Below are 8,277 nucleotides of genomic sequence, written 5' to 3' on the forward strand. Positions count from 1 at the left end.
TTGAAATTCGGCTCTCGAGCCAATGCCACGCCCATCTGTCTCGGATTAGGAGTCCCCAAGATGAGTCAAACGTCTGAAGAACCGGAAACCAAACCCGCCCGAGCCGCGCAGTACGTTCGGATGTCGACTGAGCATCAGCAATACTCGACCGCGAACCAAGACGATGTCATCCAGGAGTACGCAAGAAAGCGGAATCTCGTGATCGTGAAAACTTACGCTGACGAGGGCAAGAGCGGTCTTAACGTGGCCGGTCGGCGGTCCCTGCAAGCTCTGATCGCGGATGTGCAGAACGGCGTCGCTGACTACGAAGCGATTCTGGTCTATGACGTCAGCCGATGGGGCCGTTTCCAAGATGCCGACGAAAGTGCGTACTACGAATACCTGTGCAAGCGGGCCGGCATCTCCGTTCATTACTGTGCCGAGCAGTTTGAGAATGACGGCGGGCCAACTTCTACGATCATCAAGAGCGTCAAGCGAGCGATGGCCGGCGAATACAGTCGCGAGTTGTCGACCAAGGTGTTCCAGGGTCAATGCCGCTTGATTGAACTGGGTTATCGACAAGGCGGACCAGCCGGGTTTGGACTCCGGCGGATGCTGATCGACCAATCGGGTGAAACGAAGGCTCAGTTGGCTCGCGGTGAGTGCAAGAGCTTGCAAACAGACCGTGTTATTCTGGTGAAAGGCCCAGAACAGGAAGTCGACACCGTTAATCGTGTTTATCAGATGTTCGTCGTGGACGGTTTGCGGGAGCGCCAAATTGCCGAGCATCTGAATTCCGATGGCATCGCCACTGACCTCGGACGAGCATGGAATCGCGGCACGGTTCGTCAATTGCTAACGAACGAAAAGTACATTGGAAACAATGTCTACAACCGAACCTCGTTCAAACTGAAACAGCGCCGCGTTTGCAACGAGTCAGACATTTGGATTCGCAAGGACGCCGCGTTTGAAGCGATCGTAAGCCAGGAATTGTTCTACACCGCTCAAGGGATCATTCGGGAGCGCGCCAAATGCTACAGCGACGAGGAGATGATTTCATGCCTGCGGTTGCTGATGGAGCAGAATTCCACACTGTCGGCGGGGCTGATTGACGCAGCCGACAACGCGCCTACCTCGTCGACGTACCGCACGCGATTTGGCAGCCTGATTCGGGCGTATCGTTTGGCCGGGTACCAGCCCAATCGTGACTACGAATACATCGAGATCAACCAGAAACTTCGGGAGATGTACCCCGACTTGATCGGCGATGTGATGTCTAGGTTGGGGGCGGCCGGTGCGTCCGTCACGCAAGATGTAGACACTGACCTGTTGCTTATCAATGGCGAATACAGTGCGTCGATGATGCTTTCACGCTGCCGGCAAACAAAAGCCGGTGCGCTCCGATGGATGATCAATGTCGAACAAAAAATTGCTCCCGACATCACAATCTTGGTCCGAATGGATGCAACCAATGAGCGCGTCGTCGATTATTACTTGTTGCCGATCATGGATATTCAGTCGCCGCGTCTACTGCTGTGCGAAACGAATGGGGTTCACTTGGACACCTACCAATTCGACAGCCTTGATTACTTCACCTCGCTGTCCGAACGGATCAAGATCGAGGTGGCAGCATGACTAGCAAAGCGGAACGAGAGATCCAGCGGATCGCACTCGACAAGATTACGGTGGTGAATCCACGCGACCGGGGACAAACGAAATTCCGCCAGATCGTCAACAACATCGCCAACATTGGGTTGAAGAAACCAATCACGGTAACGCCGAAACCGTCCAGCGACGACGAGTTTTTGCTGGTGTGCGGACAGGGTCGATTTGAAGCGTACAAGAAACTGGGACAGACGGAAATTCCCGCGATCATCATCGATGTTTCCGAGGACCAACTGCTGTTGATGAGTTTGGTTGAGAACCTCGCAAGACGGAAACCATCGTGCGTTGAGATGGTTCACGAGATCGGTGCGTTGAAGGAACGAGGCTACTCGTTCGCCGACATTGCTAAGAAGACAGACCTGGCTGTGTCGTACATACGTGGAATCGTAAAGCTGATCCAGCGCGGCGAAGAGCGGCTAGTGATGGCGGTGGAGCGGGGCCAGATTCCGGTCAGCGTCGCTGTGACGATTGCTGTCGCCGATGATCACGACATCCAACGTGCGTTGACTGAAGCATACGAATCAAACGACCTACGTGGAAAGAAGCTGTTGGCAACTCGTCGTCTGATCGAGAAGCGTCAAACCGATGGAAAAACATTGCGAAGCGGCCCGCGACGCACCAAATCGGTGGTGTCAGGGAAGAAGCTTTTGGAGACTTACCAAGCCGAATCCGCCAAACAGAGGTTGGTAATTCAGAAGTCAAAACTCTGCGAGACGCGATTGCTATTCGTTGTTTCCGCGATTCGCCAGTTGATCGAAGACAAGCGTTTCGTCGAACTACTTCGGTCAGAAAAACTGGACACGATGCCGGCGTACCTCGCGACCGAACTCAACAAGAAAGGGCCGACATCATGACATCCAGGGTAGAACTCGCCTGCGAAACGATGGTACGTGAATTGGCGTTATCGGAAATCCTCCCGATGCGTAAAATCGCGAAGAATCTCAAAGGCACCGTCAAGTATCGACAGATCGTTGCTTCCATCAAACAGATTGGTTTGATTGAACCGCTGGTCGTCCACCGCGAGAAGGGAAGCATGGGGCAATACATGTTGCTCGACGGCAATGTTCGATACGAAGTGATGAAGGACCTGAAGATCGATACCGTCAAATGTTTGGTCGCTCTCGACGATGAAGCGTTCACGTACAACCACAAGGTAAATCGTTTATCAGCAATTCAAGAGCACTTCATGATCATGAAAGCAGTCAAGAGTGGTGTTTCAGAAACCAAGATCGCGGATGCCCTCGATATCGACGTTGCTCAGATTCGGAAAAAACGAGACCTACTGGTCGGAATCTGCCCAGAAGCGGTAGAGCTCCTGAAAGGCAAGAAGGCAACTAGCGCCACGTTCGTACAGATGCGCAAGGTCATCCCGATGCGGCAAATCGAGATGGCCGAGCTGATGTGTGCGACGAGCAACTTCTCTGCCTCCTATTCCAAATGTTTGATTGCGGCGACTCCGACGGAACAACTTGTGGACAAGGAATGCTCCCGCGAGGTCGAGGGCCTTTCGTCGATCGACATGGCTAGGATGGAACGCGAGATGGACTCCCTCGCGAAGGACTTCAAGCAAATCGACGAGGTCCACGGAAAGAACGTGCTTAACTTGGTCATCGCAGTTGGTTATCTCAAGTGCTTACTCGACAACGCTCGGGTCGTCCGGTATCTCGCGGGGAACTATCCCGAAATCCTCACCGAGCTGCAAAAGGTTTCCGAATCACGAATGCTGGAAGTTGACATGGACCAGTAGTTCGCGAATCTCCCCCGATGAACGAGCCATCAAGATGGTCTCTATATCCGGGGAGTCCTCACGCCTCGTTTTGGCGTCGGCGGGCAACCAAACAGAATGCTGCCGACCATTCAGCCACTTCACTCGCCGACCGTATAAGAGGAGCTGTAAGGAACAACTCAGGCGGTGGTTGCCGAAAGTCAATCGCGACATTCAATGAGACGTTAGCCACAACAAGCCAAAAGCGTCTCCGATCGATGAAAGCCGTATCCTCTTGCGACAGCGGTCTCGGAGCGGTGGTGTCTCAGTGCTAGCGACACCGATGCGATTTCGACCGGAGTCTCCAAGCTAGCAGTCGTTGCATTCGATGCTACAAAGGACGACCAAGCGATCAACGCTTAAAAGCCCACCACAATCCGTTGATTCCGGAACCCCCGGGATCCGAATCGGTTGAACGCTCACACCTTGAACAGTAGCGTGCCAACCTAAATTTTGGGTCCGTCTCGGTTTGGCATCAACTGTAGCAGTACATGTAGATCGGTAATCCAAGCAATACTAGCCACCCAAACGCCGCGATCAGATACTCAGGCGAGGACCGATCGACCGTGCCTCCCTTCCCAACGTATCCAGTGAACTCGCCGAGGTCTTCCGCAAACCAAATGAGCCCGAGCGGCGGGACCAGCAAGATCATCATTCCGGGAATGGCGACGAACCCTGCCATGAAGACCGAGATTGAGGTGTAGACGATTACCAAGCACAGTGCTGCAATTTTACTCAACGTGACTACCATTTCGGTGCCTCGCTTAGAAACAACTGGAAACTCAAGTTGGGCAACCAACACATTGTAAGCACGCAACACATCGATGACTCGGAATACCTGCTTGAATTTCCTCCGTTTGCTACTTGCGAAGCGAGTGTTCCACCTTTGCTTTGTCAGCTACCATCAACTGGGCTAAGCAGTTCCGTATAAACGGGAGACAGGTCAGGAAGCTCAGCTGTTTCACACAGAAGGGGCGTTTCGGGATGAGTCAGATTGGTTGGTCGATTCCGCGGGAACCGGGATGAACTTGGCCAAAATTGACAATGACTTTTCGGGCAACTTGTGCGTCACCACCATTGTGTTCGCCAGTGCATTAAAACCGATCTCCACCAGCGAAACCAAATCTAAAAGCCTCCGAAGCCTGAACGATTCTGTCGATAGAGCATCATGCCAACCCTTGAAACCCTGCGAAAAGATGAAGCCGTCATCAATGATCTTCGAATGTTGCCATTTGAGTTCGATATGATCGACTTCGACGATGACGATGATTGGATCTCGTTTGACCCTCCGGTTGATTTTTCAATCATCGCAGGTGACTATTCTGGCGGTGTTTACCTGCTGTACGGAGGTGAAAAGGATGCGAATCGTCCAGTATTCCATGTTTCATCGGAGGCAAAGGCTTCTCGAATTGGGGACAATTTAATTGAAGCACTGGAGCACATCGTCACGATCCCTCACTGGAGTGGCGCAGCCCACGCTGACTTGTCGACAATGAAGGATCTCGCGGTGCAACAAGCTGATTCGAATATTGAATGGATCGCGATTCGAGATCGAATTTGCCGGTCGCTAAATGTCGACCCGAACGCCAACCATCTACCACGGCTTCATGCTTCTCTGGCGAAAGGTGTTGAGATAAAACTGCTAGTAAACGGGAACACCACGATCAACGGCTTCGCAACGAACTGGGATGAGTTGTGATATCGTGGGAGAAATGGGAAGCAACTGCCTGTTCAATAGCTGTCGGCGTTGGCGTTTTCGCACCATCGAGGTCGTGTCGCCACAGGTTCGTTGGTAGTGGTAGTGTTTCCCATCTGAAAAACGATCTTTCGCGAGTTGTCAACGATCATGCCACATTTCTGGCTTGTCCCAAAGGATCAACGCCACAACAACTTCGTACTTCGTCATGAGGCCACCAAATCAAACCCCGTGGCATTGCGGGAACGCTATGCCGCTCTTCAGTGTGCCAAGTGCAAAAAGATTGATGAATCAATTGCGATTCAGCGCGGCATTGATGAAGACGTTCGGATCGTTGCTCGCCAAGACTACGTTTTGTGTGGTGACGGGCTGATCGCCGTCAGTCAGCGTCTTCGAGATTTGCTTGCTGAGAACAACATTAACGGTGTGCGTTTCGCTCCTATTCCAGCGAGCTCAAACTACTTCATCTTGGTTCCAGCGCTTACCGCCCCTACCGACGTAGAGACCTGTGGGATGGAGTTCCGCAGGAGATGCTCCGTATGTGGGCGATTTCGCGAGACGCTGTTCTTTCCGTTGGCGGCATCCATGGAGTTTCCTTCCGATCAGAGGCTTCTACTTGCTTCTTCGATCCGATTCGAATTTGCGTTGGGAGAGACGTTTTGCTTCATGGCGTCTGATTACGTGGTGGATATCCTTAAAGCATCCAAAATCACCGGCCTGGAGTATCAAGTTGTTGACTGAATGATTCCTATCGGGCGAAAACATTGGGCCGTGCCGACGATGGACAGCATGGCGTACCTCCAATGAAAAACCGTCTCACCACCCCCAGTGACCGCCTCCGCTAGCACCTCGATCAAATGAAAAACCAAGGCCTGTTCATTGAGATCGGAGACGCCTATTTGCAGTTGGTTCATCTCGACGCCGGAATTGACGAAGCCGTCGCAAGAATTCAGAGAGCTGCCGAGTCACTCACAACCGAATCGATCAGCGAATTACTGCGCGACGGTGATTCGTGGCGTGAACGTATGGTTGGTCTAGTGTTGGCCTCGCACAATGGCATCCAAAAGCACTCCCAAGATCTGATCGCAGCTCTGCAGAACACGGGAGGCATCAGCATTGTGCCGATCTATGCGGCGACATCCATCGCTGTTCGCGATTTCGCGTGCCCCTACGATCGGAAAATATCCGATTCATTGGACCGTGATGCATGGGATGGCGAAATCGGATTTGCAATTGACTGGTTGCATTACACGATCGGAATCGGCGATACGCCAGGCAAAGCAATGGGGCCCAATTACGGCCAGGATTTCGCGAAACACCGGAGCTTTTATGCTAAGCTGAGCATGGCTGGCCAAACATGAATGCAGAACGACTGACAGCCCGTAGCCGATTGTGCAACGATGCCACTTGAGTATCGCGGTTCAGTTCCTTTCGAGATCGTTATGGCTGAGCAAAAAACGACCTGTTCATCGTGCGGACGCGAGATTCGCCTAGTGACTGCGGAACGTCGACATGGCATGTGCGTTCCCTGTCATCGTAATGCCGCAAAACCTCTTGAAGAGCTGTTGGCGGATCAGGTATTCGAACGCATTGATGCCGTCATTGGTCCGGCCACCGACCCTAAGGCCGCTGTGCAGGACCTTCAAGCTTTGCCGCCCGGGTACGCGCTGTGTTATGCGTTTCAACACGTCCATGCCGAAATCCTGAACGGCGGGATTTCGCAACTCTATTCCAACTCCGCGTGGTCATTGATTCTTCAAGCGGAGGAGGCGGCTCGTCAAGCTGGCGTTTCAAGAGTTTCGAACCTACTGCGTGAAATCGTTTTCTATTACCATCAGCGGAACCGTTCCAAGCACAAACGCAGTCTCGCTGAGGACTATTTCGCCTCCCTGCCATCGAACTGGGACAAGTCACTGAAGCAACTTGATGACGACTTTTTTTGCATGGAACAGGACGCGAATTCTGTCATCCTGAGGTTATGCTGCGATAACCAAGAATTATTCACCGATGCTTGATTCGAGCAAGACAAGAAACTCGTGTGGCGGAATGGACGACTAACCGTTGGCTGATTGGTAACGTTATTCGATTGAACATTCATTGAAGATTGCTATGGGTGAGTACGCTAAAGAAAAATGGTACCGCGATCGCGCCAGCCAGATGGTTGCGAAATATGGTGACTTTCCACCACCGTGGGTTTACGCCGACAACTCGCATCCATACAGCATCGGATGGCGGATGGGCGATGGCGAATCCCACCTCACGGCGTTTGACGAATGGTGGGTACAACAAGACAAATCGTTTGATGATCGCATCGCGTATTTCCGCAAGTGGCCAGCCCCGCCGCGCTGGTGTGGATGGATGGCAGACGCGATATGGGATCTCGAACCGTGGGAAAGCGAAGGAGATTTTGATTACACGGAGTATTTCTCCAAGCTGAAGAAGCTTGGTTTTGAGGGTACGGACGAGTACGAGGCCGACTTATCCAAGGAGGAATACGACTAGTGTAAATTAGCGAAACCCGCACCAACCGGATTCTCTTTTTGCTTCATGTTTACGGACAAGCCAACTTCATGGTCAAGAAACGTAGTCTTCGAGAGACGGTGCAAAACAAGATTGCGACCGGAACGCGTACGTACGAGAAACGCCGTGGCTTGGATGGCACGGAAGGCCAGATTATCGGGCGGCAGCTCAAGACCGGCGAGGTCCGCAGAATTGATTACCAGCGGCGAGAGCTCCCCTGGGAAGAGTATCGATTGATCTTCCAAGCCGCTCGAGATCTTTTGTTGAGCCGCGGATACGAGAAGAACTCACCCGATCTGGAAGCGCAGAACTTGTTCGCAGAAATGATCCCTGACAGTGCTGAGCTCAGACAAGAACGCAAGACAACTCTTAAACAACTGAAGTCTCGTGACGAGAAGACGCGTTTCCTGGCGGCAAAGCACTTGGACAAATTGGCTCGCCATCGTCACCAGGATGAATGTGTGGTTCGGCACCCCGATATCGTTGCCGCATTGATCGACGCGCTGGACAAAGAATCGCGACGCAAAAACAGCTCAGTCCGATTGCAGGAGATGCTGATTCAGGGACTGGGAAGGGTGCAGTCGGTCTGGTAGCAAGCGATTTCATTGGATTTCAAACGGTTTGGTTTGTCGATTGATAGGATATCGGTGGC

The 8,277-nt window shown here is 52.4% G+C and carries 10 protein-coding genes; 9 read left to right on the plus strand and 1 reads right to left on the minus strand.

What is annotated here, in order from left to right; genetic code table 11:
- Nucleotides 1-60: 60 nt before the first annotated feature.
- From RE6C_RS27620 to RE6C_RS27630, 3 genes are all read left to right on the plus strand, one after another.
- Entirely contained in the window at nucleotides 61-1,614 is a 1,554-nt protein-coding gene (locus RE6C_RS27620; protein ID WP_008662022.1) for a recombinase family protein, read from the plus strand.
- The gene (locus RE6C_RS27625; protein ID WP_008662024.1) at nucleotides 1,611-2,498 is read left to right on the plus strand and encodes a plasmid partitioning protein RepB C-terminal domain-containing protein; all 888 of its coding nucleotides are present in this window, start codon (nucleotides 1,611-1,613) and stop codon (nucleotides 2,496-2,498) included. The genes RE6C_RS27620 and RE6C_RS27625 overlap by 4 nt, the downstream gene beginning before the upstream one ends.
- A 65-nt stretch (nucleotides 2,499-2,563) precedes the next feature.
- On the plus strand, nucleotides 2,564-3,391 hold the full coding sequence (locus RE6C_RS27630) for a plasmid partitioning protein RepB C-terminal domain-containing protein (protein ID WP_236618573.1): 828 nt from the start codon (nucleotides 2,564-2,566) through the stop codon (nucleotides 3,389-3,391).
- Between the two features lie 493 nt (nucleotides 3,392-3,884).
- Here RE6C_RS27630 and RE6C_RS27635 read toward each other — a convergent pair whose 3' ends face one another.
- A complete protein-coding gene (locus RE6C_RS27635) occupies nucleotides 3,885-4,160 on the minus strand; it encodes a hypothetical protein (protein WP_144054896.1) in 276 nt (91 codons plus the stop codon).
- A 417-nt stretch (nucleotides 4,161-4,577) separates the two neighbouring features.
- Between RE6C_RS27635 and RE6C_RS27640 the strand changes: the two genes are divergently transcribed.
- The 6 genes from RE6C_RS27640 (at nucleotide 4,578) to RE6C_RS27665 (ending at nucleotide 8,218) form a co-directional block, all read left to right on the plus strand.
- The gene (locus tag RE6C_RS27640; protein WP_008662029.1) at nucleotides 4,578-5,108 is read left to right on the plus strand and encodes a hypothetical protein; all 531 of its coding nucleotides are present in this window, start codon (nucleotides 4,578-4,580) and stop codon (nucleotides 5,106-5,108) included.
- Between the two features lie 228 nt (nucleotides 5,109-5,336).
- Nucleotides 5,337-5,846: a hypothetical protein gene (locus tag RE6C_RS27645; protein ID WP_144054897.1), complete on the plus strand. Its 510-nt coding sequence runs from the start codon at nucleotides 5,337-5,339 to the stop codon at nucleotides 5,844-5,846.
- Between the two features lie 116 nt (nucleotides 5,847-5,962).
- Nucleotides 5,963-6,466 (plus strand): hypothetical protein, encoded by a 504-nt coding sequence (locus RE6C_RS27650; RefSeq protein WP_008662033.1) that lies wholly within the window; start codon nucleotides 5,963-5,965, stop codon nucleotides 6,464-6,466.
- A gap of 204 nt (nucleotides 6,467-6,670) precedes the next feature.
- Nucleotides 6,671-7,120 carry a DMP19 family protein gene (locus tag RE6C_RS27655; protein WP_008662035.1) on the plus strand — a complete coding sequence of 150 codons (450 nt, stop codon included), beginning with the start codon at nucleotides 6,671-6,673 and terminating at the stop codon, nucleotides 7,118-7,120.
- A 94-nt stretch (nucleotides 7,121-7,214) separates the two neighbouring features.
- A complete protein-coding gene (locus RE6C_RS27660) occupies nucleotides 7,215-7,607 on the plus strand; it encodes a hypothetical protein (RefSeq protein WP_008662036.1) in 393 nt (130 codons plus the stop codon).
- 98 nt (nucleotides 7,608-7,705) lie between these two features.
- On the plus strand, nucleotides 7,706-8,218 hold the full coding sequence (locus RE6C_RS27665) for a hypothetical protein (RefSeq protein WP_144054898.1): 513 nt from the start codon (nucleotides 7,706-7,708) through the stop codon (nucleotides 8,216-8,218).
- Nucleotides 8,219-8,277 lie beyond the last annotated feature (59 nt).

Origin of the sequence: Rhodopirellula europaea 6C (assembly GCF_000338295.1) — a bacterium.
Classification (GTDB): domain Bacteria; phylum Planctomycetota; class Planctomycetia; order Pirellulales; family Pirellulaceae; genus Rhodopirellula; species Rhodopirellula europaea.

What these genes read in the sequence shown, in the direction of transcription:
- RE6C_RS27635 (WP_144054896.1), bottom strand. Translation starts at nt 4,160, where the DNA reads ATGGTAGTCACGTTGAGTAAAATTGCAGCACTGTGCTTGGTAATCGTC.
- RE6C_RS27630 (WP_236618573.1), top strand. Translation starts at nt 2,564, where the DNA reads ATGCGTAAAATCGCGAAGAATCTCAAAGGCACCGTCAAGTATCGACAG.
- RE6C_RS27640 (WP_008662029.1), top strand. Translation starts at nt 4,578, where the DNA reads ATGCCAACCCTTGAAACCCTGCGAAAAGATGAAGCCGTCATCAATGAT.
- RE6C_RS27650 (WP_008662033.1), top strand. Translation starts at nt 5,963, where the DNA reads ATGAAAAACCAAGGCCTGTTCATTGAGATCGGAGACGCCTATTTGCAG.
- RE6C_RS27625 (WP_008662024.1), top strand. Translation starts at nt 1,611, where the DNA reads ATGACTAGCAAAGCGGAACGAGAGATCCAGCGGATCGCACTCGACAAG.
- RE6C_RS27620 (WP_008662022.1), top strand. Translation starts at nt 61, where the DNA reads ATGAGTCAAACGTCTGAAGAACCGGAAACCAAACCCGCCCGAGCCGCG.
- RE6C_RS27660 (WP_008662036.1), top strand. Translation starts at nt 7,215, where the DNA reads ATGGGTGAGTACGCTAAAGAAAAATGGTACCGCGATCGCGCCAGCCAG.